This is a genomic window from Leptospira gomenensis, from assembly GCF_004770155.1.
In the GTDB taxonomy this organism is placed as follows: Bacteria; Spirochaetota; Leptospiria; order Leptospirales; family Leptospiraceae; genus Leptospira; species Leptospira gomenensis.
In genome coordinates, this window is record NZ_RQFA01000010.1 from 108,631 (window position 1) to 134,948 (window position 26,318).

The 26,318-nt window shown below is 46.2% G+C and carries 27 protein-coding genes; 23 read left to right on the plus strand and 4 right to left on the minus strand.

The genetic code is table 11. The features are described from left to right. Positions 1 to 20: 20 nt before the first annotated feature. The gene (locus EHQ17_RS01710; protein ID WP_135591814.1) at positions 21 to 1,130 is read right to left on the minus strand and encodes a putative porin; all 1,110 of its coding nucleotides are present in this window, start codon (positions 1,128 to 1,130) and stop codon (positions 21 to 23) included. A 208-nt stretch (positions 1,131 to 1,338) separates the two neighbouring features. Here EHQ17_RS01710 and EHQ17_RS01715 point away from each other — a divergent pair, with 208 nt between their 5' ends. From EHQ17_RS01715 to EHQ17_RS01725, 3 genes are read left to right on the plus strand one after another with little or no spacing between them, the layout of a single operon-like run. Then, complete coding sequence (locus EHQ17_RS01715; RefSeq protein ID WP_135591812.1) at positions 1,339 to 2,256, plus strand: ParA family protein; 918 nt, start codon at positions 1,339 to 1,341, stop codon at positions 2,254 to 2,256. Next, complete coding sequence (locus tag EHQ17_RS01720) at positions 2,249 to 2,956, plus strand: ParB/RepB/Spo0J family partition protein (protein ID WP_135591810.1); 708 nt, start codon at positions 2,249 to 2,251, stop codon at positions 2,954 to 2,956. The genes EHQ17_RS01715 and EHQ17_RS01720 overlap by 8 nt, the downstream gene beginning before the upstream one ends. 38 nt (positions 2,957 to 2,994) lie before the next feature. Next, positions 2,995 to 3,597: an NADPH-dependent FMN reductase gene (locus EHQ17_RS01725; RefSeq protein WP_135591808.1), complete on the plus strand. Its 603-nt coding sequence runs from the start codon at positions 2,995 to 2,997 to the stop codon at positions 3,595 to 3,597. 54 nt (positions 3,598 to 3,651) lie between these two features. Here EHQ17_RS01725 and EHQ17_RS01730 read toward each other — a convergent pair whose 3' ends face one another. Beyond that, positions 3,652 to 4,821 (minus strand): acyltransferase, encoded by a 1,170-nt coding sequence (locus tag EHQ17_RS01730; RefSeq protein ID WP_135591806.1) that lies wholly within the window; start codon positions 4,819 to 4,821, stop codon positions 3,652 to 3,654. 93 nt (positions 4,822 to 4,914) lie between these two features. Here EHQ17_RS01730 and EHQ17_RS01735 point away from each other — a divergent pair, with 93 nt between their 5' ends. After that, entirely contained in the window at positions 4,915 to 5,310 is a 396-nt protein-coding gene (locus tag EHQ17_RS01735; RefSeq protein ID WP_135591804.1) for a cyclic nucleotide-binding domain-containing protein, read from the plus strand. Here the strand turns inward: EHQ17_RS01735 and EHQ17_RS01740 are convergent, their stop codons facing one another. Next, the gene (locus EHQ17_RS01740; protein WP_135591802.1) at positions 5,311 to 6,327 is read right to left on the minus strand and encodes a GGDEF domain-containing protein; all 1,017 of its coding nucleotides are present in this window, start codon (positions 6,325 to 6,327) and stop codon (positions 5,311 to 5,313) included. A gap of 297 nt (positions 6,328 to 6,624) precedes the next feature. Here EHQ17_RS01740 and EHQ17_RS01745 point away from each other — a divergent pair, with 297 nt between their 5' ends. The 19 genes from EHQ17_RS01745 (at position 6,625) to EHQ17_RS01840 (ending at position 25,732) form a co-directional block, all read left to right on the plus strand. Next, positions 6,625 to 7,371: an SDR family oxidoreductase gene (locus tag EHQ17_RS01745; RefSeq protein ID WP_135591800.1), complete on the plus strand. Its 747-nt coding sequence runs from the start codon at positions 6,625 to 6,627 to the stop codon at positions 7,369 to 7,371. Further along, positions 7,347 to 7,898: a low molecular weight protein-tyrosine-phosphatase gene (locus EHQ17_RS01750; RefSeq protein WP_135591798.1), complete on the plus strand. Its 552-nt coding sequence runs from the start codon at positions 7,347 to 7,349 to the stop codon at positions 7,896 to 7,898. Before EHQ17_RS01745 ends, EHQ17_RS01750 begins: the two co-directional genes overlap by 25 nt. A gap of 22 nt (positions 7,899 to 7,920) precedes the next feature. Then, positions 7,921 to 9,195, plus strand: a complete 1,275-nt coding sequence (locus EHQ17_RS01755; RefSeq protein WP_135591796.1) for an NAD(P)/FAD-dependent oxidoreductase — start codon at positions 7,921 to 7,923, stop codon at positions 9,193 to 9,195. A gap of 135 nt (positions 9,196 to 9,330) precedes the next feature. Then, on the plus strand, positions 9,331 to 10,272 hold the full coding sequence (locus EHQ17_RS01760) for an ankyrin repeat domain-containing protein (protein WP_135591794.1): 942 nt from the start codon (positions 9,331 to 9,333) through the stop codon (positions 10,270 to 10,272). Between the two features lie 810 nt (positions 10,273 to 11,082). Continuing rightward, positions 11,083 to 11,886, plus strand: a complete 804-nt coding sequence (locus EHQ17_RS01765; protein WP_135591792.1) for an SDR family NAD(P)-dependent oxidoreductase — start codon at positions 11,083 to 11,085, stop codon at positions 11,884 to 11,886. A 12-nt stretch (positions 11,887 to 11,898) separates the two neighbouring features. After that, positions 11,899 to 12,321, plus strand: a complete 423-nt coding sequence (locus tag EHQ17_RS01770) for an SRPBCC family protein (protein ID WP_135591790.1) — start codon at positions 11,899 to 11,901, stop codon at positions 12,319 to 12,321. Between the two features lie 59 nt (positions 12,322 to 12,380). Beyond that, positions 12,381 to 12,752: a hypothetical protein gene (locus EHQ17_RS01775; RefSeq protein ID WP_135591941.1), complete on the plus strand. Its 372-nt coding sequence runs from the start codon at positions 12,381 to 12,383 to the stop codon at positions 12,750 to 12,752. A gap of 91 nt (positions 12,753 to 12,843) precedes the next feature. Continuing rightward, a complete protein-coding gene (locus EHQ17_RS01780) occupies positions 12,844 to 13,911 on the plus strand; it encodes a DUF1574 domain-containing protein (RefSeq protein WP_135591788.1) in 1,068 nt (355 codons plus the stop codon). Between the two features lie 97 nt (positions 13,912 to 14,008). Next, complete coding sequence (locus EHQ17_RS01785; RefSeq protein ID WP_135591786.1) at positions 14,009 to 15,328, plus strand: LIC20035 family adhesin; 1,320 nt, start codon at positions 14,009 to 14,011, stop codon at positions 15,326 to 15,328. A gap of 144 nt (positions 15,329 to 15,472) precedes the next feature. Next, entirely contained in the window at positions 15,473 to 16,087 is a 615-nt protein-coding gene (locus tag EHQ17_RS20045; RefSeq protein ID WP_246057320.1) for an LIC20036 family protein, read from the plus strand. A 199-nt stretch (positions 16,088 to 16,286) separates the two neighbouring features. After that, positions 16,287 to 17,276, plus strand: a complete 990-nt coding sequence (locus EHQ17_RS01800; protein WP_135736122.1) for an AAA family ATPase — start codon at positions 16,287 to 16,289, stop codon at positions 17,274 to 17,276. A 10-nt stretch (positions 17,277 to 17,286) separates the two neighbouring features. Then, positions 17,287 to 18,117: a DUF58 domain-containing protein gene (locus tag EHQ17_RS01805; RefSeq protein WP_135595188.1), complete on the plus strand. Its 831-nt coding sequence runs from the start codon at positions 17,287 to 17,289 to the stop codon at positions 18,115 to 18,117. Continuing rightward, positions 18,114 to 18,983 carry an LB_053 family protein gene (locus EHQ17_RS01810; protein ID WP_135595186.1) on the plus strand — a complete coding sequence of 290 codons (870 nt, stop codon included), beginning with the start codon at positions 18,114 to 18,116 and terminating at the stop codon, positions 18,981 to 18,983. Before EHQ17_RS01805 ends, EHQ17_RS01810 begins: the two co-directional genes overlap by 4 nt. After that, positions 18,980 to 19,918, plus strand: a complete 939-nt coding sequence (batA, locus tag EHQ17_RS01815; RefSeq protein ID WP_135595184.1) for a VWA domain-containing protein BatA — start codon at positions 18,980 to 18,982, stop codon at positions 19,916 to 19,918. The genes EHQ17_RS01810 and batA overlap by 4 nt, the downstream gene beginning before the upstream one ends. Beyond that, a complete protein-coding gene (batB, locus tag EHQ17_RS01820; RefSeq protein ID WP_135595182.1) occupies positions 19,915 to 20,967 on the plus strand; it encodes a VWA domain-containing protein BatB in 1,053 nt (350 codons plus the stop codon). Before batA ends, batB begins: the two co-directional genes overlap by 4 nt. After that, positions 20,954 to 21,640 carry a TPR repeat-containing protein BatC gene (gene batC, locus EHQ17_RS01825; protein WP_135595180.1) on the plus strand — a complete coding sequence of 229 codons (687 nt, stop codon included), beginning with the start codon at positions 20,954 to 20,956 and terminating at the stop codon, positions 21,638 to 21,640. The genes batB and batC overlap by 14 nt, the downstream gene beginning before the upstream one ends. Then, positions 21,637 to 23,307, plus strand: a complete 1,671-nt coding sequence (locus EHQ17_RS01830) for a BatD family protein (protein ID WP_246057337.1) — start codon at positions 21,637 to 21,639, stop codon at positions 23,305 to 23,307. The genes batC and EHQ17_RS01830 overlap by 4 nt, the downstream gene beginning before the upstream one ends. Further along, on the plus strand, positions 23,304 to 25,130 hold the full coding sequence (htpG, locus tag EHQ17_RS01835; protein ID WP_135595176.1) for a molecular chaperone HtpG: 1,827 nt from the start codon (positions 23,304 to 23,306) through the stop codon (positions 25,128 to 25,130). Before EHQ17_RS01830 ends, htpG begins: the two co-directional genes overlap by 4 nt. A 59-nt stretch (positions 25,131 to 25,189) precedes the next feature. Then, the gene (locus tag EHQ17_RS01840) at positions 25,190 to 25,732 is read left to right on the plus strand and encodes a hypothetical protein (protein ID WP_135595174.1); all 543 of its coding nucleotides are present in this window, start codon (positions 25,190 to 25,192) and stop codon (positions 25,730 to 25,732) included. On the opposite strand, the gene EHQ17_RS01845 is transcribed toward EHQ17_RS01840, so the two are convergent. Continuing rightward, positions 25,713 to 26,210: a hypothetical protein gene (locus EHQ17_RS01845; RefSeq protein ID WP_135595172.1), complete on the minus strand. Its 498-nt coding sequence runs from the start codon at positions 26,208 to 26,210 to the stop codon at positions 25,713 to 25,715. The genes EHQ17_RS01840 and EHQ17_RS01845 overlap by 20 nt on opposite strands. Positions 26,211 to 26,318 lie beyond the last annotated feature (108 nt).

Genomic DNA, 26,318 nt, shown 5'->3' on the forward strand with positions numbered 1-26,318 from the left:
TTATAAAACCGTTTTCGAAATCAATGTAGAAATCCGGTTACGGACATCTCCAGATTCCATTCCTTCATGTTCATGTAATTCTTATACTGCCCTAAGTGTTGAGATAAGATGTCGCTCGTGCTCAAGCCGCCTTTGGTTACGAAATGGCCTTCCCCGAAAAGTCTGTGTTCGTTGAGTTTGAAATACAATAGATAGTCGCCGAAAATACGCCCGACCCCTACGTTAAAATCGACCCCGAATCCGGATACGTCCCCGATAAAATTCAGCGCTCTTTGGTAATGAAAGTCGCGAAAATGCCCGTTCCAAAAAATTCCCGAAAGTGATGTTTCAAAAACCCAAGTTCCGTCCGAATAACGATACCCTAGTCCCAGCGGGAACTCGTACGTGGAATAAGAGAGACTTAACCCCAAACCGATCCGACTTAAAAAGATCGGATTGGAATCGAAAAACTGGAACACGTCGTAGAGAATGTATTTCATAAAAGTATATTGAAATCCGCCGGTTAAAAAAAGTCCTTTGCCTTCCTTTCTTGCGTCAGGATCCGAATCTCCGAAATACCTTCGTAATATGAGAGCGTGTCTGTCCTGTTTCATGGACAATCTTCCTTTGCCGTCCGCAAAATTTCTCGAACCGATAAACGTGTAAGGAGTGTCGTAGTATGAAAATTCGCGGGTGGAAATTTTCGTACCACGTTCGATCGTGGGGTCTCCCAGGAAAAAATCCTCGTCCCTCCCTTCTCCCGCGTTTACGTACCAGCCGGTAGTTCGACCGCTTAAGTCTGCTTCCCAACGTTTCCAGCGTAGCGTAAAACCTAATCCGGCGTAATTGAAGTTTCTTTCGTAGGTTATTCTCGAACCGCCGCGCAACCCGGATAGATTTGCGTATTTGGTTCCGGTTTCGAAAAGATTGACGCCTCCGTTTCTGCCTCCGAGCAAAGTTATCGAGCTCTGTCGAATCAGTTTTTTAAGGAAAGAATCCGATTCTTCCATCGGCCTTTCCTTTTCCTGAGGAATACGTGGCGGCTCTACGTTAGACGCCGGTTCGGATTGGGCGCCTGCGGGAACGGTTAAGAAGATGTGAAGGATGACGATGATAAAAAACGTCTTTAGAAGGTTTGTATTTATGCTCATTGGATCTTTTTTTGTTCTTTCGAAAAGTGTATATAGGGTGAAACCATTTCACCCCCGGAAACGGAAGATATCCGGGAACCATGGCAGAATAACCGCCCTCCCCTACCCACGCAATTCCGTTTTTTGGATCTGTCGGAAGAAAGCGACATAGTATTGATTTGACAATCGCCGCTCGTCCAAATCATTCTGCTCATTAAAGTCGAAACAGATGAACTCGAAAATTTTAACCGTCAAACAAATTCTAGAAGAGTACGATATCGTTTCGGAAGGGGATTTTTTGTCCAAGGTTGAGGAATGGAAAATCCCCGTTTCCGGAAAAGGAAAGTTCTCACAAGAAACGATAGATAGGTATTTTCAAAAGTTGGATCGTGTAGTTTACGATTCCGCAATCATAGCGGTTTCCAACCAAAAGGGCGGAGAGGGGAAAACCACACTTTCGGTTTCGCTCGCCGAGGCCCTGTCCAAAAAGGCGCCGGTGCTTCTTGTCGATTGGGACGCACAAGCGAATATTACCCAACTTTTTTTTGGTTCGGTAGAACGTTCGGTATTCCATTCGCTTGGTTATCGCGGAGAAGAGCCGGTTCCGGTGCGGGACTTAGTCGTAAATCTTGCTCCCGGCTTGGATCTATTACCGTCGTCCATTCATTTGGCTAACTTTACGACACCGTATGAAAGGGACGATTTCGAACTTTTAAAGGACGCTCTTAAGCCAGTTCGTTCGGCGTATAAATATATCATCATCGATTGTCCTCCGTCGCTGGGGCTTATTCTGGAAAACGCGTTAATCGCCGCGGATCACGTTTTGATCCCGATTCAAACGAGGGCGTTCAGTGTTCAGGGGTTGAAGGACCTTCATTCTACCATTCTAAAAATCAAAAAGAAGGCTAATCCGTCGCTTAATCTTTTGGGTGCCGTATTGAATCAGTACGAGGATGCGAGAGCATTGGCGGGGCTCGCCGACGCGATTCGAAAGTATTTCGGAGTTTTCGAAACGGTAATTTACAGAAGGGAATCGATCCCGCAGGCTCAGGCCAAAAAGAAACTGCTTGGAGAATATGACGGCAAGGCCATGCAGATGTTCGTCTTGCTTGCCGACGAATTAACGAGGAGGATTACAAATGGCTAAACGTTCCGAATTTGCGGGTATGGATCTTTTAACGGCCTTCGGCGAGAAGGAGTCCTCCAAAACCGAGATTCAAATTTCCGATATCGTTCCCAATCCCACACAACCCCGGGTTTTCGGAAGGGAGGACGTTTCCGATTTGGTGGAATCGATGGGCCGCCTGGGTTTGATCGAGCCAATCGTGGTCCGCAGGTCGGGAAAAAAATATCAAATCGTCGCGGGTGAAAGAAGGTTTCAGGCGGCTAAAATGTTGAAGTGGAATACGATTCCTTCGATAGAAACCTCCGCTTCGGAAGAGAAATGTTTTGAAATGGCTTTGGCCGAAAACGAAAAACGAAAAAGTCTGAATCCTTGGGAAGTCGGTCGGGCCATTCAGTTTTTGCGGAAGGAAAGAAAAAAAACGGCCGAAGAAGTCGCAAAAGTCCTCGGGTTTACGGAGCGTTACGTCAAACAGCTAAGCTCCATAGCCAGACTGGATCAGAAATCAGTCGCAGACCTTATCAAGTCGGGCAAGGATGCTTCCGTTAAAAATTTAGAAGGACTTTTAAAACAAAAAGAAGGCAGAGGGGGTGAAATCATTTCACCCCGTAAAACGGGTGTTGTTAAAGTGGTAGTCCGTCTCGAAAAATTAACCCAAATACAGAAGGATAAATTTCTCAAGGAGTTGTCCGCGTTAAAGAAAAAATACGGCATCAAAGAATAGTCAAAATTAAACGAGCTTAACGTATATACGGAGAATATATGAATGTAGCAATCATCGCAGGACCACACCGAAAAGTTTCCCAGTCGGCAAAGGTCGCAAATTGGATTTCGGGACGTTTGGAATTTTTTGGACATTCGCCGTGGGTGTTAGATTTAGGAAATCACAAACTTCCGGTTTGGGACGATTCGTTCTGGGACGGCGGCGAATACTGGGACGGAATTTGGAAGCCCATCGATTCCGAACTCAAAAAAGCGGACGCCTTGGTTTTTGTCACGCCTGAATATTCCGGTATGGCTTCCCCGGGTTTAAAGAACTTCATCCTATACTGTAATTCGGCAGCTCTCGGTCATAAGCCCGTTTTGTTGACTGCGGTTTCCGCCAGTCGCGGAGGAAGTTATCCGATTTCGGAACTTAGAATGAGCAGTTATAAAAATACGAAACCGTGTTATATTCCCGAACACATTATCGTTCGAGATGTCGAGAAAGTTCTTAACGGCCCTGAACCGATCAACAAAGAGGACGAATATATTAGGTCGAGGATCGACTTCGCGCTAAATATTCTGATGGCATACGGAGACGCTCTTAAATCGGTGCGAGCTTCCGGAATTACGGTCCGAAAGGAATTTGCGAACGGAATGTGACGCGTCAGATTTTCGGAAAGTTCGTTTTGGACCGGACGATAAATTTCCGATGACCTAACTCCGTTCCGTGGATCGAAGTCGGATTAGTTCGAAGATTTTGCCGATTCCGATCCATACGCACAAAGGTAAAATCACGTTCAAAATCGCGACTACGGGAACCGCCAACCAAGCGACAACTGCTCCGTATTCGAAAGGATTCCAGGCGTGCATCCAATGGATCAAGAGCGGGTGTAATAAAAAAATTCCCATACTGTTTTTGCCTATAAAGGCAAAACCGGATAGAAGTTTACTATGTCTCCTGTTCTTTGCGAACGATTCTGCCCATAAAAAAAGAAGCAGAAACATTCCGGTCGGATAAAATAAAAGGTGGTTGGATGAATCGAATTTCCACGATATTCCGGCCAAAAATACCGCCGTTAGGTAAAGGACCGTTCCTAAAAAAAGTAACTTTCGAAACGGGTAGGGGAGTGGAGGGGAGGACTCATACGAAATCGATAAAAACCCGGAACCGTTCCTGAACCAGGAGCCGGTCAACATTCCGAATACGAAGAAAAAAATAAAACCCGTGGGTGAAATCGGTTCCAAGGTCTTAGACAACGGGTCTGAAATTAACAAAAAAACGTGATTCGATAGAAAGTTCAACAATAAGGCCGTGCCTAAGAACGTGAAAATCCCCGCGTTCGATTTTAATCGGTTTTTGATTTTTTGCAGGGCTGGATAGATGAGATAAAATAAAAATAACAGAGGTACGAAGTAGTAAGGCGCACACCAGGTCCCCAATAAAAAGCCGGTTAAAAATTCCGCGACGGCAGGCAACGCACCTAATTTGACGTATGCGGCGAACAGGCTCACGAAGAAATACGGAACGATCAGTGAAAGGATCTTCGATTTCCAGTAGTCTTTAAAAGGAGCCGGTTTGAGAAATATTCCGGAGGATAAAATGAACGCAGGAACGGAGAATCTCGATACGTTGGAAATCGCTAACGTAAACGCGGAAACGTTTTCGGTCGGACCGAAAAATTGATAATACGAATTCACGTGAATAAAAACGATTCCTGTAATGGCCAATCCTCTGATAAAATCCACTGTCGAACTTCTTCCAGGATTTTCAGACTTTGGAGGGATTTCACACAGTATTTTGAACGGGATTTTGGAATAGATACAAAGAAAAAAAATGATACAAAGTCCGAAAAGGTCGATAAAAAGGGAAAGGTTCGGGTTCATAAAAGGGTGTACTTTTTCCGCTGCGATTTTTAGATTCATCTGTCAGTATGCAATCTTCCGGTAAAGAATCAAATTATTTAGGTCGGTTTAAAAATGAATAAGTTCCAGATCCCCGCAGGAGGAATCATCTTTCGCGAAGGGGAGTTGAATAACGCGATGTACGTGATTTTATCCGGGACCGTAGAGGTGTTTTTCACGCGCAAAAACATCGTTCAACGGCTCGCGATCATGAAAAAAGGGGATTTTTTCGGAGAGATGGCTTTGTTCCGTGCGACTCCGCGGACCGCGACCGCAAAGGCTTTGTTGGATTGCGAACTTGCTGTCATAGAAAGTAAACAACAGCTGGAGAAATTTCTTTTAAACAATCCGGATTTTGCCGCGAAGATGGTGCGTATCCTTGCGGATCGACTCGCCAACACGAACGCGATTCTCATTTCCAAGTTGGAGGAATACTCGGGTGAATTGGAATATAAGGTCCCGGAAGATTGATCAGATTTGGGTATCAAGGACGATAAATTTATCTTTCCCGCTTTTTTTGGCTTTGTAGAGAGCCGCGTCCGCGTTTTTGAATAATTCGTTCGTGTCTTTTCCGTTTTCCGGATATTTGCAGATCCCTCCGGAAACAGTAACGGCTAATCCGTACTGATTCATAGAGGCTTCCAACAAATGATTCCTAAACCGGTTGGCTGCCACGAGCGCGTTTTCCCTCGGCGTTTCCGGTAAGATCACGGCAAATTCCTCGCCTCCTATCCTGCAGCAGATGTCTTCTTGACGAAATGAATAGAGCATCGTCCCGGCGATCAAACGTAGGATGTCGTCTCCGAATCCGTGTCCGTAGGTATCGTTTACGATCTTAAAATTGTCTACGTCGAATACGAGAAGACAAAAGTCCCTTCGATATCTGGAGCTGCGGTTGATTTCCTTATTGAGTATGATATTGAAATATCTCCGGTTGTAGATCCCGCTGGTTTCGTCTATGACCGTGTTGAGTATGATCTCTTCGAAGGAATACAATTCCACGATTTTTGGATTTTCGATGATCCTGTTTTTGCTGAATATATAATCCAACATGGATACCACGAAGTTCACGTTCCGTCCGAGTGAATCGCTCATGGATTGACCGTGTTCGTATATGTCCCCCCAGAGTTCGCGGGCTTCGTGTTCGGGAACTTCGAGATGGGATATAATCCTAAAAAAGTCGGAATAAAACAGAGGATTATTTTGTGATAAGGTTTCTATTCCATTTCTGAATTCTAAGAGTCCAGTCTCGTGATCGTTCAGAAGGGCGATCACTTTTGTCTTCAGATCCGGCCCGATTTTCCGGATCGATTTGAGTTGTTCGTTCATGCGGATTAGTTCCAGCCTCGCCATACCGGCGTTGTTTTCCTGAGCTTGGAGGGTTTTTTCTGCCTCTAAAAGTTCCTTTTCTCCGAGTTTGGAAATCCGCTCGTAGAGTTCGATCAATCCCTTGAGTCGTGTGATTTCGTCCTGCTGGTTCAGGTCCATTTCGGCGTACCGCCTCTTATTCACTCTCGAGCCTTAGGAGCTCGTATTTACAAAGGTATGTCTTTGTGGTTTTTTAGGTAAATCAAATTAAACCATGTCGTTTTAGAAATTGCGAATCTTTCAAATTATAAAAGTACAATTCATGCGTCTCCGATTCAAAAGCGGAAACGGCTTTTCGAATTTGCGAAACCACCTTCCGCGGATGGAAAAATCGGAACCGATCGCCGATTTTTTCCCTTGAGAACGACCGTCCTAAAGCATAAAACGGTCAGGAAGGAATAGGAATTTTATTTATATATGAAAAACGTAATGATTACTGGAGCCAGTTCGGGAATAGGAAAAGAGTTGGCGAGGATTTACGCCCTTTCCGGCGCGAACGTAGCTCTTACCGCAAGGAGAACCGACGTCTTACGGGGAATCGTCGAAGAGTTCCGAGACGCCGGCGCAAAGGGAAACGTCGTCTTCGATACTTTGGACGTTTCGGACTTCGAACGAAATTTTATCGTTCTTCCCAAATTGATCCGAGAACTCGGAGGTTTGGATACGATCGTTTTGAATGCGGGTATTTCCACAAGTTCGTCGTTCGGTGGAAGGAGTTTTGAAGCCGATAAAAAGGTAGTCGAAACCAATCTCATCGGAGCGATGGCGGGAGTGGAAGCGGTTCTCCCTTTTTTTCAAAAACAGAAATCGGGTCAGATCGTCGCGATCTCCTCGGTCGCCTCCTTCCGAGGTCTTCCCGGTTCCGGAAGTTATTCGTCTTCCAAAGCGGGTTTGTCCACGTATATGGAAGCGCTTCGTTCCGAGGTAAAAAAATTCGGCGTCAAGGTTACGGTCATTCATCCCGGATTCATCGACACTCCGATCAACAATCGGATGAAGTCCAGACCGTTCGTAATTCCGGTGGAACTCGGTGCGAGAAAAATTCATAAAAGGATTGAAAACGAAGTCCTTTCTGCTACAGTTCCTTGGTTCCCGTGGGCGATCCTCGGTTATTTGATGAAACGAATTCCGGAATTTTTATGGTCGAAGATCAATCCGAAATAAATCCTATTTCCGAACGGGAATCCCTTACCGGTCTTCCGAGGTTCCGCGTACTTTTCGTTTGTTTGGGAAACATCTGTCGTTCTCCCGCGGCGGAAGGCGCGTTTCTCGATTCGATTCGGAGACGGAATTTGGAATCTTTGTTTTTCGTGGATTCGTGCGGAACTTCCCGCTATCATATCGGTGAACTACCCGATCCGCGTACGAGACAAGCGGCCCGTAAACGGGGCATCGAACTCGTTCATCGTGCGCGTCAATTCCGCAAAGAGGATTTTCAGGAATTCGACTTCATCCTTACGATGGATAAGTCAAATCAAAAAGACGTTTTGTATCTTGCTTCCTCGGAGGAGGAAAGGAAAAAGGTGCAGCTCTTCCGCTTTTTTCAAAAGGATTCCAAAAAGGATTCGGAGGTTCCGGATCCGTATTACGGAACCCTAAAGGATTTCGACGAAGTACAAAATATCGTCTCCGAAACCGCAGAAGACTTTCTCGAATTCATCCTCTCCAAAAAACTGGATTTGAAAACGTAAATCCGGGAGGAAAATTCTCGAAATGAGCAAATCCGGAAAAAAGAAAGTTGTCGTTATCGGCGCGGGGTTCGGAGGTCTTCAGGCGGTTAAAAAGCTCTCCAAAATCGAAAACCTCGAAATTACGGTGATCGATAAAAAAAACCATCACCTCTTCCAGCCGCTTTTGTATCAAGTGGCGACCGCGGTTTTGAGCCCCGCCGACATTGCGATTCCGACGCGTTCCCTAGTAGGCGAACACGAGAACGTCACCGTGGTTTTGGGGGAAGCGACTAAAATCGACGTAACGTCCAAAACGGTTCACTACCAAAATACTTCAACGAATTATGATTTTCTAATAGTCGCCGCCGGCGCGAAATCCAGTTATTTCGGAAACGATCGTTGGGAACAACATACGATCGGACTAAAAAATTTGAAGGACGCGCTCAAAATCCGTCACAGACTTCTTATCTCCTTCGAAAAGGCGGAACTTTCGGGGGATCCCGAAGTCGTTAAATCGTTGTTAAACTATGTGATCATAGGCGGAGGTCCGACCGGCGTGGAACTTGCGGGTTCCATCGCCGAACTTTCGCATCAGATCATCCGGGACGAATTTCATCAGATCGATCCGGCTTTGTCCAAAATCACCCTGATCGAGGCAGCCCCTCGTCTGCTTATGGCGTTTCCTACGGAGTTGGGCGAATTCGCCAAAAAACGTCTGGAAAAAAGAGGCGTGGAAGTCCTCACCGGAACCAGGGTGATCGATATCGACGCAAAAGGAGTTTCCTTGGAAGGCCGACATATCGCCACGGACACGGTCATTTGGGCCGCCGGCGTTCAGGCGAACGATATCGCCGCCACGTTAGGCGTTCCTTTAGATCGCGGCGGTCGAGTGATCGTGGACGAATTCTGTAATCCGGAAGGTCATCCGGACGTTTTTGTGATCGGCGATATCGCCAATTTCGGTAAAGGTTTGGAACGTCCTCTACCCGGAGTTTCCCCCGTCGCGATGCAACAAGGAAGATATGTCGCCGCTTTGATCCGGAACGATCTGAAGAATAAAAAGCGTAAACCGTTTCGTTACATGGACAAAGGTTCGATGGCGACGATCGGAAGAACGGACGCCGTTGCTCAAATGGGTTTTTTCAAGATGAAGGGTTTTTTCGGTTGGTTGGCCTGGCTTTTCGTCCATCTTTTTTATCAGGTAGGATTTAAAAACAAGGTTACGATTCTGATCACTTGGGTTTGGTCCTACATCGCGTTTCGCGCAGAGGCGCGCGTCATCCAGGACGAGGTCAGTGCGAGTAACGGGAATCACTAAGTTTGCGGATGAAAGTACCAGGAGTTAAAAGCCTAGGTTTGCGAGCAGTAATCAGCCGAAGTTTTTATAAACGTTCAGCGAAAGTTCTGAAGTAAGAAATACGATTTTACTTTTTGAAACAAAAGGAGAATGGGGATGAGTAATCCTTTGACTGTTTTCATACGAAACGGGGATGTCCTATCGATCCGGAATTATTTAGAATCCGGAGGTTCCTTTGAAAACGTGACGGTGGTCGATCCGAAAGGTTTCGGAAGAACTCCTCTGGAATTGGCGGCGATCGTAGAGGCCGGAGGTTCGGGTTCTCCCGAAGTTACGAAGTTAATATTCGAAAAATCGAATGAAGAATCGAAGACGAGCGCGTTATACGCTTTCGCTTCCGAAGACTATAACATAAATTTTACGAAGATACTTTTGAAAACCGGAGTTGAACCCGACGGAGCGATAAAAAATCGAACCGCGCTTCAACTTGCCGTAGGAAATGGGAATCCGAAAACCGTATACGAACTTCTTCGTTACGGAGCCGATCCGGCAAAAACAGGTCAATACGGTTCTGCGATCGAAATCGCCGAAGGAAATTCCAATGAGTTATATTCGAAAATGCTAAAGTCTGCGATCGAAGGAAAGGTAAAGTCGCCTTATGATTTCGTGGATTTGGAGAGCGTAAAGGCCAAACTGAAAACCTGGGCCGATTCGATCCGAGTATTTGCGGAACAACACAAGGATCAGAAGTTTTACGTATTCGGCATCGACGCGGGTGAGTTGGTCGCTAATTCCGAAGAAGCGTTTCAAAAAACTTTGTCGAATTATTTATCCAAATACGGAGACAGATACAAGGACGAAGAAAAAGTCCGAGGACTGAAATACAATGCCGGAGATTTTTCGTTTCGCATTCCGATCGTCCAATCAGACGATATAAAGTCGGAACTTGACTTTTCGTTTTTGAATCCTCAAGAAGACGAATCTCGTATCGAAAAGGAATTGTTGCGAGACGGCTTGATTCACAACCGGGGATGGATTTTTAAGGAACTAAAAATCACGGAAGATTTTAAGATTTCCGCATTCGGTCATATTTATTGAAGTCGCGTAGACGCTACGACCTGCGTCCTGTTCGGCGTTGAAAACGGGGCATCGTCGGAGGGAAGGTGTCATCATCGACTGTTTTCTTTCCGTTCTTTCGATGTTTTATTTTTTCCTAATATGCGGATTTTATTGTGAAGATTTACGGGGTTGGTCCGGGAGGAATCGCATCTCATTTTACCGGACAATATCGATTTTATCGTATAGTTGAAGGCGATCGGTCGATGGTCGATCCTTCCGGATGCACCATCGGGACAGAGGAAAGCAGAATACGATTTGTCCTACGTCGTCTCGGGGTTTTCTTTTCTAATCTTTCGAAGAGGATTCTCCTTTGTCGGCATTCGTCGCACAAGGGGTAGTGCGGCGAATCGAGTCAGGTCAGCGGATATTGTTTTCATTTCCACGGCATCTTTCGATTGAATCGTTTCTAAAAGCCGTTTCCAACTTTTTTCTATTTCAGGGTTTGAATCCGTGCGGATACTTGTTTTGCCGTTTCAAAGCCGGTCGTTTTATTCTTTCCGGATTTTTTCTTACAAACCATCCGTTAACCGAAAGACTAAGATCGCCAAAACGGAGAAGTATGAAATTTTCGAAACGTTTCTCGTAAGAATCCGTCTCCAAAACAACTCGCTCCTCGCTTCTTTTAAAATTTTTTCGGGGGGATTGGCTGCAATTCGTTTGTCTGGCAAGAAAGCGACCATACAAAAACGAATATCGTAAACCATACGGACGTGAATATAAAAACGAGGCCCGTTTTTCCGTTTAAAAAAATTCTTGAACCTTGGCTTCCAACACACAGAATGCTCCGAAATGAATCCGGATTTTTGGAAAGGCAAGACCGTCGTGGTCACGGGCGGTTCCTCCGGAATCGGAGAGGCCGTTTTGGATCGGCTTTCCGAAATCGATTGTACTCTCATCAACTTGTCGAGGACCTATCCTCCGCTTTTTAAACGTAAAACATCCGTCGTCGCTCAGCGGGTTCATATTCCCACGGATATCGCCTCCGAAAAAGACGTCGATCACGCAGTGAAAAAAATTTCCAAAGACTTCCGAAGCGTGGACGTTTTGTTTGCGAACGCGGGTGTGACCACCCATTCCCGTTTCGACGGTACGAGGATCGACACATTCCGCAAAACGTTCGATATCAATTTTTTCGGTCCGATTCATCTGATCCAGCGTCTTCTTCCGCAGATCAAACTCGTTCGAGGTACGGTGATCGCCACTTCCACGGTAAGCGGTTTGTACGGAATTCCGGGAAGAAGCGCTTACTCTTCCTCCAAATCGGCGTTACACGCCGCGCTCGAAGCGGCGAGGATAGAACTTTCCGAACAGGGTCTTTCCTTCATCCTCTTTTGTCCTCCGTACACAAAAACCAACCTCCGCGCGAGCGGTTTGGACGGAGACGGTAAACCGTTGAACGAAGGACAACATTCTAACGCTAAGATCAAAACTCCGGAAGAAGTCGCTTTGAAAATGTTGTCGGCGGTGGAAACTCCTAATTCTAGACTCGTGATCATGGACAGCTCCGGTTTTTTTCTCAAATGGCTGCGCAATATCGCGCCCGCTTTTTTAGAGCGAACTCTATTCAAAAAACTTTATAAAGATTTTCACTAAAAGGAAACCCGTATGGAAACGAGAAGCGTAGTAAGGGAATTTCAATTCGACTATCCTTTGAGCCGCGTTTGGAGCGCGGTGACGGTTAACGAGGAATTGATCCATTGGCTCGCGGACAAAGTGACCGGTCGTCCTAAGGAAGGCGCTAACTTCGCTTGGACTTGGAAACTCGGTATGGAAGGGGATCTTACGACCAACGGCATTTATAAGAAGATCGTTCCGTTTCGGGAATTGATCCTAAGTTGGCAGGACCATCCGGCCGGGGACATCGAACTGAAGTTGGAATTCCAATCCTTAAACGATCATTCTTCCAAATTGATCGTCACGAATTCCGGTTATCCTTTGGGAGAAAAATACGACGTTTGGGTCGAAGCGGCCGCGGAAGGATGGGAAGAAGAAGGAAAACATTTGAGAGAATACTTGAAAAAATCTTGAACGGGCAGGGCCTCTAAAAAAGATGGTAAAAGGAACCTATAGGAAAGGTGATTTTACCTGTGGAACTACCGGATTTAGAAAGTTACTTTCAAACGCTCACGGATATCACCGATACCATAGCGGTCATCAATTCTCCTTACGAATCGGACTTCGACCGCGATATCGGACAACTCGAACAGTATTATTCCGATCTGACTTCCCGGCCTTGGGAATCTTCGGAGAGGGAATACTTCAATCTCTTCGCCAGCCATTTTACGTTTCATACGAAAATCGTCGAGGAGATCATCCACGAAGCGAGAAGAGTTCTTCTGCAGGAAAGAAGACAATACGTAAAACGTCTGGTCGCTTATCACAAACAAGCGGAGGAATGGTTTGCCGAGTTGCAGAGGAGACGCAGACAGTTCTCCCAGAAAGACATGGTGACGGCCTGATTTCATTTGACAGGCTTTCGCTTCCTGAAGAATCTGAGCCGGTGTCCGCATCGGCTCATTTTTTATCCGCATATTCTCCCGGGAGAATCTCTTGAAATCCAAACCCTTTCTTTGGTATCCCGTTCTTCTTTTTTTAGCGATCTTTCTTTTCGATAAACTTTTCTTTTTGGATCAAGTGCGCGATTACGTGAAACAGGAGTTCACGTACATCTACTACGACGTAAAAAAGGAACTGCTCGGCGAGATCGTTTCTAAATACGGTTCGCATGGGGAATACGCCAAAAATCCCTCCAAGAAAAAAAAGCTCATGATCCTCATGGGGTCGTCGCGTATGCTCTATTTTCAGAATTCCGAGTTGGAAGCGTTTTACCCGGAATGGGACATCTATAACCTTTCCTCCGCGGTCACGACTCCCGCGTATTATCTTTATTTTTTGGAAGGGCTCGCAAAGGGCGGAGTCGATCCGGATCTTGTGGTCGTCGAAACAGATCCGTTCCAGTTTAACAAGAACAGCACTACATTCAAAAAATCGAATTTAGCCAACAGCTTCGATCCGGTCTTCATCCTCAAATACGGTTGGATTTTAGGTAAGGAGAATTTCAATTACTACTTCGGGAATTACCTGTTCGGAGTGAGTTACAACAAACCCTACGTCGGCAACGTGATCAAACGTCTCAAAAACGAAAACCTGGAAATCGGAGAAATGCTCAAGCAGATGACGATCGCCACGTTAAAAAACGACAAAGGAAATTCCATCTCTCCGGCCGGTGCGTATGTGGAAAAGGATTTCGGCAAAATCCAGGAATCGGCGCGTAAAACCGTAGGTTGGATTTATCCTTCGTATGCTCCGTCCGAAATGCAATACGAGTTCTATCAGAAAATTCTAAATTTGCTCCAGGAAAAACGTTGGAGAGCGTTGTTCGTAAAACCGGGAGCTTCTCCTCCGATGGAAAAGGTTTTGAACGAATTGAACATTCCCGATCCTTGGTTTAAGATCGTTCGACCGATGCACGAAACCGCGGGAATTCCTCTGATAGATATGAGTCATGATTCGTATTACGCCTGCAATACGTATGCGGATAGCGGTCATATCTCCTTGGATTGTTATCGTCCTTTTATCCGGTTTATTCTGCTTCATTACTACTTGGATTCGAAGTAATTTTTACCGCCCGATTCGCCCGACCTTCGTAATTTCTTGACTTTTCGATTCGTGCCCTTATCGTTTGCGTGAAGTTTTTAATTCGTAAGGAATAATCATGAAACGAATCTTATTGGCGATGTTCGCTCTTCTTGCGGCCGCTTGTGCAAGCGCTCCCGGTGTGGAAAATAAGGGTAAGGATCAGGAGATCCAAATTCTTCCTCCCAATATCCGCGTAGAAAAATACAAGGAAACATTCAATATGAAGGCGGAAGGTCCTGTGACCACGGACTGCGCAGGCAAACCCTGTACTCCGGAACAACTCGACGGTTTAAAACCGGATCAGATCAAAAAATTCAAAAAGAACGGAGCGTGGAAGGAATACCAAGAGAAGGAAGATTCCGCGACCAAAAAGAAGATCAGCGTTCTGATCCGCACGGGCGAATACAAGGACGATAAACGCGAGGGTTCCTGGAAGACGTTATACGAAACCGGAGAGGTTCTCCGAGACACTCCATACGCGGGCGGAGTCAAGGAAGGAGAGGAGAAAAAATTCAAACGCGACGGAGTTCAAACCGAAAGCACCGTTTATAAAGCCGATAAAAAGAACGGTCCTTATTGGAAGAAAAACAACGAAGGTTTGATGGACGAGGAGGGCTCCTACAAGGACGATCAGAAAGACGGAACTTGGACGGAATACTACGCGGAACCGGGTCAGAGCGGCGCGAAAAAAAAGGTCTCCAACTATTCCAACGGTTTGAAACAAGGAGCGGAAACCTCGTATCATAAGGACGGAACCACGGTTCAGAGCGAGGGTTCGTATAAGGACGATCTAAAGACCGGTATTTGGAAAACGTATTACGACAACGGAGCGATTCAGATGGAAGGCGGTTATAAACCTAAGTTGGAACCGGGATCGGAAAAAGAGAAGGATCCCAAGGAAAAAAAGGCGCTTCGTTCCGGTTATTGGAAAGAATATTATAAAAATGGAAACATCTTTGCCGAAGGACAAAGGGAGCATACGCGTAAGGGAGTTTGGAAATTCAATTGGAGCAACGGAAATCCGGCGTATAAAGGCGATATGATGAACGAGTTCATGATGTCTTCGGCGGAAGTGTACAATAAGGAAGGTCAGTTGGTCGGGAAAGGGAAGTTGCAGTTTTCCATTCTCAATATCGACGAGGCCACGAACGAGTTGAAGGGAAGTTATAAACCCGATATTCCGTTTACCTACTACAAAAACGGAAATAAACAATTCGAAATCATAAGCGACGCCAAGGCGATCGAATACGACGAAAACGGTGTCAAGTTGGGCGAAGGTCCGATCATGCCGGGCACCAACAAGAAAACCGATTGTTGGACCGTCCGTTCCGGTAAGATATTTTACATCAACGGAAACGAAAGTAAAAAGATGGGAGAAATGCAAGGATGTAAATGATCCTGCGTCGGATCCGGTCGATCTGATTTTACTCACCGAAACGGTGCACGTAAGCGCCGGACTCGGTTTTTCGAAAAGCGGAGGTTTCTCCGCTTTTTCTTTTTCGGATGTGTGTACTTTTTTAGATTCGCCGATACTATCGGTATGAGCTCCGAAATCTTCTCCTCTCGCAAAAGGGATATCGCGATTTTCCTCCCGACCGCCGTTTTATTTTTTATTCTCGGATTTTTCGTCAAGGCGAACTGCGGTTCTTCCGGACTTCATAGAAACGCAAAAGTTACCTACAACGGTTCGTTCACACAAGGCACGCTCGTGTCGATCGATCAAAACGTGTTGAACATCGCCGATCCGAATCAGGAAATTTCCATGGACACCGTCGAGAAGATAGAATTTTTTCCGGAAGAAAAAACGTCCTCGTCCGCCGAACTTTCCGTCAACGATAAACGTTTCGCCGGAGTCTATCAACTGAACGTCGGACCGCACAAAGGTACGTTACAATTTTATGCGGGCAAAAACGGGAAGCTGCAGGGGATTTTGAAATTCTCCAATTGGGGGAAAGGTAAACCGGAGTTTCTGAGCGGAATTTCGACGAAGGAAAACCAGATCCAGTTTGTCCGGTCCTGCTCCGGAGTTCGTTGTTCGGAAATCGGAAGTAACGTTCCCTTTACTCAAAAATATACGGGAACCTTGGAAGGCCGTTCTATTTCCGGAAGTTATCGAGGCAACAATAGTTCCGGAAATTGGGACGCGAAACGTTAGTGCCGCTTCTTGGAGCGGGGAACGATCGCGGCGTTTGTAACGGGTGTTTTCGAGAACACAATCCGATTTTATAGGGAAATCCGTCGTAATTCCTACGGAAATTCTCGAAAAAGAGATGGATTATAATCCGCCGAAGTGATCGGCGATTTGAAAAACGAATTCGCTTGAAGCGGAGCGAGGGTCGTTTCATCCTTACCGTATGGAAAAAGATCCGCTTTCCGCAGAAGACGTAGAGTTTGCCAGAATCACCCTGGAAACTTTAAAAAAGGAATTGGGAAAAGAAATCACGGGACAAGACGAAGTCATCCGCAACGTTTTGGTTTGCCTCGTTTGTCAAGGTCACGTATTACTCGAAGGGATGCCCGGACTCGCCAAAACTTTACTCGCTCGCTCCCTCGCAAACGCTTTGGATCTGGATTTCAAACGGATCCAATTTACGCCGGATTTACTACCGGCCGATTTGGTCGGAACCGTCGTCTTTAATCCTAAGACGACCGAATTCGAAACAAGAAAGGGTCCCGTTTTTACGGGAGTTCTTCTCGCGGACGAAATCAATCGCGCTCCAGCCAAGGTGCAATCTGCTCTCCTTGAAAGTATGGAAGAGAAGACGATCACGATCGGCGATAAGACATATAAACTCGACAGACCGTTTCTGGTAATCGCTACGCAGAATCCGATCGACCAGGACGGCACATATCCCTTACCCGAAGCGCAGATGGACCGCTTTTTTATGAAGGTCAACGTGGGATATCCGGCTCTGGACGAAGAGATCGCGATTCTGGAACAACACGGTCGTTTGAAGCCCGACAACGGAAAAATCAAAAAGGTGGTTTCTTCGAAAGAGATACTGAGGTTGTCCGGCTTACTCGACGACGTTTTTATCGAAGATAAGATCAAATCGTATATCGTGCGTTTGGTGAGAAACACAAGACCGGAGGAAAGGACGATTCCCGAATTGATTCCCTATATACGTCACGGAGCATCTCCGCGCGCCTCTTTGAGTATATTAAAAAGTTCTAAAGCGAATGCGCTATTGAACGGAAGGACATACGTAATTCCCGAAGACGTCAAGATTTCCCTGACGGAAATTTTGAGACACAGGATTCTTTTGACCTTCGAGGCCATTTCGGAGGAATTGGACGTCGAATCGTTGATCAACACGGTTGTGGAGGCGACTCCGGTTCCCTGATCGTAACGTTATGATTCGTAAGGAATTCTTATCCATTCTTTCCAGCCTCGAACCGGGGAATAAAACCCGTTCTTTCCGTGAAAAAGCGGGAAACGCCGACAGTTCAAAACGTGGAAGAGGGTTGGATTTTAAGGATGTGCGTCTTTATGGCTTCGGAGACGATACACGCCTGATCGATTGGAACGTAACCTCCCGTTTCGGAGAATTGTACGTTAGGGAATTTTACGAGGAAAAGGAAAGACAAGCCATCCTGTTTTACGACGTGTCGGCTTCGATGGAATGGGGAGCGGGAACATATTCCAAATCGGAGAATGCATTTCAGGTTCTTGCTCTTCTTTCCCTTCTTTACGTCCAAAAAGGAAATCGAATCAAGATCGTTTCCTTTTCGGATAAGGTGGAATGGGAGACCGCGTTTCTCCGCTCCCGCGCCGAACTCCTCCCGGCTTTGAAAAAAATCGCTGGTAAAAAACTAATCGATCGCGAGTCGGATCCTCTCCTTCCGTTCCGTTATCTTAAAAATCGCGTTCATCGTCATGCGGAAGTTTATTTGTTAAGCGACTTTATCGGTTTAGGGTCTTTGAAAAAATATTCCAGTCTAAAAAAACATTATTCTCTGCACGCGATCCGTTTTCGGGATCCCTTCGAAATGAGCCCGCCTTCGGGACTTTTTTCTTTTTTTTATTCCAGGGATCCTGAAAAAAAGGAAGGCGGCCTTTTCGGTAGAACCCTTTCGCCCGAATTCGAATCCGCAAATCTGCGATCTTATTTCCAGGACGCGGTTTTGGATCTAACCGGGTTCGAGTTGGAGCCCAAAGTTTTAGTTCGGTATTTTTCGAAATGAAGAATCTCGTTAGAATATTAATATATTTTTCTATTTTAATGAGCTCATGCGGGCTGTTCGCGCAGACGGTCGAAAGTATGTCTCCGGAGCAGGTTTTTGTCGGCGAAAAATTCAGATACGAACTGCAATGGACCGAAGGGAATCCTCTCGACGTTCGGATTCCGGAGCCCGGTCTCCACTATTCCGATTCGGATCCGGATTTCCCCAGTTTTGAGGTCCTATTTTCGGAAAAAAAATCGACTTCTTTTGCGGCGGATTTTTCGTTTTACGTCACCGGCGAATATTCGATCCCCGTACATTGGGTCGATAAAAACGGAAAAATGGAATATTCAAAAAAAAGAATTTTGGTGAAAACGGCGATCACCGACAACGATCTGGGTCCTGCGGACATTCTTCCTCCGCTCGTTTTTTCGGGGCCGTATTGGTTCCGTCTGGGCGTATTCGTCGCGTTATGCGTTCTTTTGATCTCGTTCGTAATTTATTGTTACAGGATTTATTCCTCGCGCCGTTCTCCTTTGGACGCGATCGTTCAGGCGGAACCGATGCTTGAACGTCTGGAAATCTACGAAATACGGCTGATCGAACTTCTGAAAAAAAGTCCGATTCCGGCACGCGATTTCGCCAGAGCTTTGTCGGGTTATATCCGCGAAAAATCCGCTTCGCTTTCCGGAAAACGGACTTCCTCTTTTACGGAAGGAGAGCTGTTCCGATTTTTATACGATCAGTTCCCGTTCGAAGAAAAGGACCTTCAATCCTGGAAACGATTCTTAACGGAAAAAAAATTCAAACCCGGCGATGATTTACTTTCGAAAGAGGACGCGGAAGAAAAGTTCCTGTATTGGAAGGGGGTATGGGATAAACGATGAATCTGGAATACCCTTACGCGCTTTTGTTATTGCTTCCGACTTGGATTTGGACGGTAATATATTATAAAAATAGAATGTATCTTCGGAGATTGGAGATACGTCTTCCGGGAAGACGCGTCGGTTCGTTTTCTTTGTTCGAACGTTTCGGAAAGTTTTTGCCGCTCTTACGTCCGATCGCGATCAGCTTCCTCGTCGTTGCGCTCGCGGGTCCGGGCAAAAAGGTTACCTTTTTACCAGAGGAAACGGAAGGTGTGGACATCATGATCGCTTTGGACGTATCGGGTTCGATGTCCCGCAGCCGAGATTTCCTACCCGATACAAGACTGGGTGTCTCTAAAAAATTACTGCGGAAATTCATCGAAAAAAGGAATCAGGACCGCCTCGGTCTCGTTGTTTTTGCGGGTGCGGCGTATCTGCAAGCCCCTTTGACCGGAGATCGGGAATCGTTGAACGAAATTTTGAATACGATCGAAGAGGAGACCGTCGCGGAACAGGGCACCGCGATCGGAGACGCGATCATTCTCTCCACGTATCGGCTTCGTTCTTCGCGTGCGAGGTCCAAGCTCATCGTTCTGATCACCGACGGCGTTTCCAATACCGGTAAGATCGATCCCGTCACGGCGACGGATCTCGCGGAGCATATCGGCGCTAAGATTTATTCCATCGGAATCGGTAAGGAGGAGAGTTCCTATGAAATCAATTTCGAAATCCTACAGGAACTTTCCGCGAATACGGGCGGACGTTTTTTTCGAGCGGAAGATCCGGAGGAGTTGAAAACAGTCCTTTCTTCGATCGATTCGCTTGAGAAAGATCCGCTCCAAAAACCACCTCGAGAGGTCCGAGAAACCGAATACGAACTGTGGATTTATCGGGCTCTTGCGGTCCTGCTTTTGGACCTTGCGCTTAGGACTTTCGTTTTGCGGTATTACGTATGATCCAGAATACCTCTTCCGTTTTTCAAAACGTATTCTTCGTCTTATGTATTCTAATTTTTATATATTCAATTTCAAGAATATATATTCTGCGTAAAATTTCCGTATGGAAACGCGAATATCCGGGTCTGGAACGTTCCGCTTCTTTTCCGCGCGCAGGAGTTGCGGCGGTTAGAATTCTGTTTTTGTCCGCCTCTCTCGTTTGTATTTTTTTTACGGGTTGGAAAACGGATTATACGGACGAAAAAAAGGAGGAATCTTTCCGAGGAGTGGATATACTCTTTCTCGTAGACGTGAGTTTGTCCATGCAGGCGATAGATTCGCAGCCGAATCGGCTCGCAAAATTTAAAGCGACATTGCTCCGCATGTTGCCCGCCTTGTCGGGCAATCGTTTCGGAATGATCGTTTTTGCAGGCAGTCCTTTTTTGTATTGCCCGATGACTTCCGATGTCGCCGCGTTTTCGGATTACGTACGAGGTTTGGATGCTGACATGATCGGGGACCGCGGAACGGACTTGGCGAAAGCCTTTCAGAAAGCGGAAGATCTTCTCAATTCGGATAAGGTGTTTCGAAATAGAATCTTGATTTTGGTCACGGACGGAGAAGACATCGGAGATCCGGAAACGGTGAAATTTCCGGCGTCGTTCCAGATTTGGGGGGCGGGCACTTCTACGGGCGGGCCGATCGTTTATAACGACGACGATTCCGGTCTAAGCGGTTATCTGATGAAGGACGGAAGTTTAAGTCCCAATGAAAGTCTTCCGAGTGTGATTCGTTCCAAGATGAATGCGGAGTTTTTGAATGACTTGGCCGACAAAAACGGAGGGAAGTTTTTTCCGTTGGAGACCAATTCTCCTGACGGGGAATCCCTAAAAAAAGAAATCCGCTCCTTGGAGGAGAATTTATATTCGCGTAAAAAAAATCTGAAACGCGCGGAAGGCTCGGGTAAATTCATATTGGCCGCCGTTTTATTTCTGCTTTTGGATTGGATCCTGGTCGAAAGCGCGCTTTTCCCTTCGGCGAAGAAGAGGTCGCATCTTGATAAACTTTAGAATTTTTGTATATTCTACTATACTTTTGTTTTCTTTATCGAATCGATCCTTGTCCGCGTTCGATCTTGATCCTGGCGGCGTCCGTGTGGAAGAGGGAGCCGAACGATACGAACAGGGGGATTTTAAGGATTCACTGAAAAAATATCAGGAAGCGGAAACTTATTTTCCGGAGGACGCCCGTTTGGAATTCAATCGAGGTGCGGCCGAATTCAAAGCAGGCAATGTCGCCAAGGCGATTCGACATTTCGAAAAATCCGCCTCATCCTCCGATCCGGAACTTCAGTGGAGATCCAGATATAATCTGGGAAACAGTTATAAGAAAGTCGGAGATAGAAAACGTGCCGCGGAAGAATACATCAAAGCCTTAAAACTCAATCCTAACCTGAAAGAAGCGCGAAAAAATTTGGAATATCTCAGGCACAATCCGCCTTCCTCCGATCCTAAGTCGGATCGGCAAAAGCAGGAACAAGGGAACGGATCTTCGCCTAACGGTAGTTTGCCGCAAGAGCGCGGGGATCGCACCTCCGCCGGTTCCGATACCGATCCGCGTTCCGGCTCGGAGCGCGGAGGAAAACTTTCTGAAGAGGAGGCCAAACGTATTTTGGATTCCTTGGATCTCAATAAAGTCCGTAGAAAAAGCAAAAGAAGTAAGGATAGGGAGGTCTTTTGGTGAAGAGTCGTCTTTATCGTCTTATTCTTTTTCTATTCTGTTCGGCGTTGAACGCGGAGGAGACGAAGTTCTACGTTACGCGTAACATCTTCCCAATGGGAGAAGAATCTCTTGCAGTGTTCGAACTTGATATGAATTCCAAATTCTCCATTCCGAATTCCTCCTTTAGCAACGGGGATATAACGTTGGTTTACGCAGGCGTCGAAGAGAACACGACCATCGTCAATTTTCAAGTCTTCCGTAAGAGGCTTTTAAAATTCAGAATCCGCGCTTCGAAGGAAGGTTCGTTTACTCTGCCGTCCGTCGCGATCGACGTGGACGGCAAACGTTTCACTCCAGAGCCGATTCGCATTCAGGTTCTTTCCGGATCCAAAACCGCGAAGTCCAAAGGAGCACGCTCTTTTTTCGATCGGTTTTTTCAATTCGAAGGAGAGGAGCTTCCCGAAAACGCGGATCTTAAGGTAATCTTTCAGACGAGTAAAAAAGAAACATGGGTGGGAGAACCGATCATAGGTTATTTCACGTTATACTATAAGGACGTGCGTAAGCCGTATTTCGATCGTAATCCGGCTGATTCGATTCAATTTCCGTATTTTCGAAGCGAGGTTCTTTCCGGAGTCGCGGTTAAGGTTCCGGATCAGGTGCTTTACGAAGGCAAAGTCTACGACATAGCGGTTTACAATAAAGAGATTTATTCGCTTGTGCCTCTTCGTCCGGGAGAATTCCATTTGGGAAAGACCACTTTTTCCCTCGAGGGACAACTACAATCCTATTTTAACGTTAAGACGATCGAAACCGTCCCCAATCGGATCACGGTCAAAGCGCTTCCTAAATTTTCGGGAGTTTTTAGCGGAGCTGTAGGTAATTTCCGGACGCAGGTAAAACTCAAAAACGATCCCGACGATATCGCGTTAGGCGACACTCTTTATTTCACTTTGATCGTGGAAGGCGAAGGTAATCTTTCGGCGGTTGCCGATCCCTGGGGCGCGTCCTGTTTGTCGGGGAAAGGATGTTCCGTAAAATCGACGTTATATGATACCTTTCGCTCGTGGAAGTTTACGGAATTGGAAAATTCCGGTTACGGATTCTATTCGATCGCACGATTCGAATACGGCCTTCCCGCGGAAAAGTCCGGCGTCTGGAAGCCGGAAAATCGGGAGTTCGTTTTTTTCGATCCTATATCGGGAAGTTATCGGGCTTCGGTATTCGAGTTCCCTTCCGTCGCGGTCTCCTCCGTTTCCAAAAGACGCGACGATACGATTCCGGAAACGAACCGTTATGCGGGCGATTCGTATAGTCCGCTTCGAAATCCGTCCGTTATCGCTGCGGTTTTTTTGACGGCTTCGTTTTTGGGTTTGTTGATCTGGGGGGCGGGACGGGGATCCTTAAATCGGAAATACTTTCGATGGATATCCGGCTTGTTCCCGATCTTAGGTCTTCCCGTTTTAAAAGAGCTTGACGCGCTCGTAGGAAACAAAAGAGGCTTTGTCTTAAAACAGTTTCTTTTGTCGAAAGGAACTTCCGAACCCGAGGCCTCTTTTTTGGCGGGCCTTTCGCGGACAACGGCGAGCTTTACGGAACTTTCCAAAGATATGAACTCCGCCGAAAGGAAGGGGTTATTCACGGTAGCTTCCAAAGTCGTCGAAAAATTAAAGGAGGATAAGTTATGAGCGAAGAAATCAAAGGCAGAATTTCCGTAGAAACGGAAAACATATTTCCGATCATTAAGAAATGGTTATATTCGGAAAAGGACATATTTATCAGAGAACTCGTTTCCAACGCGAGCGACGCGATCACAAAGCTGAAAAAAATTTCCTTATCCGAGGAATTCGAAGGCGGTACGGATTATAGGATCGACCTGGATTTCGATCAGGAAAAAAGAATCCTCGTCGTGGAAGACAACGGAATCGGAATGAGTTCCGAAGAAGTTCAGAAATACATCAACCAAATCGCGTTTTCGAGCGCGGAAGAATTCGTCAAAAAGTTCCAAGGTGAGGGCGGTAAACCTGAGATCATCGGTCACTTCGGTCTCGGTTTTTATTCCTGTTTTATGGTTTCTAACCGTGTGGTCATCGAGACCAAATCCTATAAAGCGGGTTCTACTGCGGTTCTTTGGGAAAGTGAATCCGGCACCGAGTTTTCCTTGCGATCCTCCGATAAAACTTCGAGAGGAACCAAGATTACGCTTTATTTGGATTCCGATTCGGGAGAATATCTAGACCAGTGGAAACTCAAGGAATTGATCCGTAAATACTGCGATTTTCTTCCGGTCGCGATTCACGTCAAAGGCGAGAAGGCGAATCGTCAAACTCCTCTTTGGTCTGAAACTCCATCTTCCGTTACGAAGGAAAAATACGACGAGTTCTACAACTATCTTTTCCCTTTTTCGGGAGAACCTCTCTTTCACGTCCACCTCAACGTGGATCATCCGTTTCGTCTTCAGGGAATATTATATTTTCCTAAACTAAAACACGAACTCGACGTAAATCAATCGGGAATCAAACTCTATTGTAATCACGTTTTCGTAGGCGACGACGCGAACGAACTCGTTCCCAAGTTTTTGACCGTTCTTAAGGGAACGATCGACATCCCCGATCTCCCGCTGAACGTCTCGCGCTCTTATCTCCAGACCGATCCTTTGGTTAAAAAAATCTCCGCTCATATCGTCAAAAAGATCGCGGATCGCCTCAACGAGGAATTCAAAAAGAACGAGGAGCAGTTTCTTAAAAATTGGGAAGAGATTTCCATATTCGTAAAGTATGGAATGCTAACGGACGAAAAATTCTACGACGCCGCCAAGGATTTGATCTTTTTTAAAACATCTTCCGGGGAGGTAGTCCGCCTCGACGATTATTGGATTCGGAACAAGGATAAAAACGGAGGTAAGGTGTTTTATGCAAACGAATCCGAAACTTCCTCCGTTTATATGGATCTTCTGAAGTCCCAAGGTTTGGAGGCGATTCTTGTCGATTCGAGGATCGATTCCCACTTCGTCCAATTTTTGGAATCCAAAAACCCGGATATGAAATTTCAAAGGGTGGATTCCGAGCTCGCCGACGGAGTGGTGGATCGCGAGAATTCTTCTTCGATCGTGGACGGGGAGAATAAGACGGAAGCGGATCGGACTCGCGAATTTTTCGAGTCCGTCCTGAAACGGGACGGTCTGGAAATCAAGGCGGAAGCGCTCAAGTCGGAAGGAGTTCCCGCCGTCGTACTTCTTCCGGAACATCTGCGTAGACTCAGCGAGATGAATCTGATGGGCGGGCAAAAGCCTACGGATCTTCTGAAAAATCATACCCTCGTGGTAAATATCCGCTCCGGTTTGGTGAAAAACGCAGTGGCGCTTTCGCGGGGAATCGACTCTGAAAAGGCGGAGAAACTGGCCAGGACGGTCTACGATCTGGCTCTGTTGTCCTCCAAACTTTTCGACGAATCTGAATTTGCCGATTCGTTAAAACGAACGGTGGAAACTTTAGAGCGTTTGAGCGGTTAATTTCCCGGAAAAAAGACTTGGAAATCCGGAGTCGGTCCGATACATAAAATGAACGTTTTATGGACCATCTCCGGATTCGATCGATCATCGTTTTACTTGTGTTAGCCGCCTGCTCGTTGTTAGCCGAGGAGCAGGCCTCTCCGATTTCTCCTCCGCCGGTCAACAATCGTGAGGAAAACGGCGAGGTTCATAAGGACAAAGACGCCGCTTCCCTCGACAAAGAATACTACGAATATTATTTTCGTACGGTTCCGGATGCCGGAGCGCTCGAAAAGGCCAAGTTGGAATATAATCTGATCCGTTCCTTCAAACTCGAATTGAGGAAACGGGAATCCTCCACGCCGCAGGAATATCTCAAAAACATTAACGCCTCTTCGATCCGTTACGAAAGGGTGTACGGAGACTCCATTTGGATGAGAGGAATCAAGGGGCAACTTCAGCACATTAAGTTTCAGGAATATATGTATATTGTAATATACGACAAATATTTCTGTTATATTTCGTACGAGTTGAACCCGTATAAATACGTCATGGAACCTTTTCAGGTTCAGCTGATCTTTAAGAAGGAAAATCCTTTCTATATCAAGCTGCCCGACCCTTGAATATACGGTAATAAAATCCGGTCAGGACCAATATTCCCGAAAAACAAAGTCCGATCAGGGAAAAAGTTTCCATAAAGTCGAAATCGTTTACGAAGAGTGAATTTTTTTTGATTCGAGCGAGCACCCGGATCTTTCCGAACGTTTCAAACGTACGTCGTCTCACCTCGATGCTGTCTCCCACACGAAGTCTTTGGTACAAATTTCCGTCCACTTGTTCGGTGATCTCGTGCAGTTTTCCGGTTTCGTCCGGGACGCGATACGACACGACGTAGGCCCGTCTTCCCGATTTTTCCACTCGTACGGATTCGGTTAGGGTTCCGAATACTGTTTCGCCCGGTTCGCGGAGTTTGTGATAGACTTCGTCCAAGTGTCGATTTTCGGAAGAGATTCTTAGATAGAAGGGAAAAAAGAACAGAAGCGCGCTGCACCCGAGTATCAGAAGAATCTTGTAAAACGGAGTGGAGTATTCTGAATTCATGCAGATCGAACGTCTATCGTTCTTAACGTGATAGTTTTCCATCGCTTCGGATTATTACAACCAGATAAAATGGGTTCCGTTCGGGAATTTCAGGATGGCGATCGGAGG